The sequence below is a fragment of the Streptomyces sp. SBT349 genome, assembly GCF_001083795.1.
Lineage (GTDB): Bacteria > Actinomycetota > Actinomycetes > Streptomycetales > Streptomycetaceae > Streptomyces.
The window spans coordinates 1-1,985 of the sequence record NZ_LAVK01000608.1; the positions used below are offsets into that span (position 1 = coordinate 1).

Genomic DNA, 1,985 nt, shown 5'->3' on the forward strand with positions numbered 1-1,985 from the left:
GCCGCCCGCGGTGGCCACCGAGATCGGCGGCCAGGGCCGTCAGGGTGGCCGCGTGGTGGTCGATCTCGGTGGCCACCGCGGGCGGCAGCAGCTCGGCGAGAGCCGCGGGCGCGTCCGCCGTCAGTCGCCGACAGGCCTCCGCCACCTCGGCGGCGGAGGGCCGTTGATCCGAATTCTTGGCCAGGCATCGGGCCGTCAGCTCCCGCAGGGCCTCCGGCACCCCGGACAGTTCGGGCTGCTCGTGCACGATCCGGTACAGCACGGCGTGCGAGGGGCCGTCCCCGAACGGCGGGGTGCCGGTGGTGGCGAAGGCTGCGATCAGGCCGAGGGCGAAGATGTCGGCGGCGGCCGTGACCGCCCCGCTGACCGCCTGTTCCGGCGCCATGAACGCCGGAGTGCCGACGGTGACCCCGCTGTGGGTGAGCGCGGTGACGTCGAGGGCGCGGGCGATGCCGAAGTCGATGACCCGCGGGCCGTCCTGGACCAGGAGCACGTTGGACGGCTTGAGGTCCCGGTGCACGATGCCCGCGCCGTGGATCGCCTGCAACGCCTCGGCGATGCCGGCCAGCGTTCGCGCCGCGGCGGACAGTTGCAGCGGGCCGTGGGCCCGGACGGCGGCGTGCAGGGAGGGGCCCGCGACGTAGGCGGTAGCGAACCACGGTCGCGGCCCCTCCGTGTCGCTGTCGAGGACGGGGGCCGTGTATTGGCCCTGGACGCGCTCGGCGGCCCGCACCTCCTGCTGGAACCGGCGCCGGAACTCCGGGTCCGAGGCCAGTTCCGTATGGATCACCTTGATGGCGATCGGCCGCCCTCCGCGCGTGTGCGAGAGGTACACCCGGCCCATGCCGCCCGCGCCGATCCGGTGCGTGACGGGGTAACCGGCTATGGAGGGCGGGTCGTCGGCGGCCAGAGGAGTCAGCACATATCAACACTAGCCGCAACAAGGGCAGTTGACAGGGGGGCGGCGACGCCTGCGGCTGAGCCGCAACCGTTGAACGGCTGAACGGCGCCCGCCGAGCCGCCGGCCGCGGCGAGGCAGGGCGAGGCCGCTCCAATGCGGCGGGTGTCCCTGAACACCCGCCGCATCGATCCCCCCGTCGGTGGCGCGCCATGGACCGAGACGACCCTTAGCCCCGACCACCCCGACACCGCCAACCGCCTGGGCAAGCTGCGCCGGTTGAGGGGCGCATTACTCAGCATGAGGAGGGGGAAGTTGACGAGATCGGTGGAGAGGCTTTGGACGGTGCCCTGCCAGGGTTGGGGTCGGGGCATGGTCAGGGGGCCGTGCGCCAGCCCGGCGACTCGGGCACGCTTGCAGCGATGCGCCCAATCGGTGCACCTGACGGATCGCCGCATGCAACGCGACGTTCGACCCCGCATTGCCCATGGGGCCGTCCCCAGCCGAAACAGCGCACCTCACAGCGCATCGCGAGCTCTCCACTGACGTCAAAACAATCCGGCAGTGCAAACTCGGTCAAAAAGTTGACCTCCGCAGTCGCACACAGAGCCCAGCGTGCTCGGCTCGCCACGGAAGCCGGGGTCAGGTCGTGTTGGGACATGCTGAGCTCCTGCGGGACGGGATCGACCAACGGCGTGTCCCGCCTGGAATCGCAGCATGAAGCAGCGAGTAGCAAGCTCCGGGAATCCCCTTCAGACAGCCAGATTCCGCGGGTCCGCCGGGGGTTGGCGTGCACCACTACAGAAGGGGCAGCGGCCGTAGAGGCTGCCTGACAATGGCAGCGGGCGCTCTGCGTTGAGGGGCCCACCTTCCGCGCTGGCGCGATCGGTCGAAGGACCAAGGATCGGCGCAGGCGACAAGAGGTAGCCCAATCGGGTGGGACTCCGGAATCCAATCGCGCCCGCACTTCTCGAAGGCATACGCCGCGTCGTCGCACGTCACGCCTGCTGATGTCATGCCGCTTCTTGGTGGTCGCGCGCGCGTTGGTGGGCGGTGGTTCGTTGGCTGTCCGGGGGTGGTCGGGCGG

Annotated in this window: 1 protein-coding gene; it reads right to left on the reverse strand. The window is 70.8% G+C overall.

The window, feature by feature from the left end:
• On the reverse strand, positions 1 to 922 hold a 922-nt coding region (locus ADY01_RS35150; protein WP_049580906.1), incomplete at its 3' end, for a serine/threonine-protein kinase.
• Positions 923 to 1,985: the final 1,063 nt, after the last annotated feature.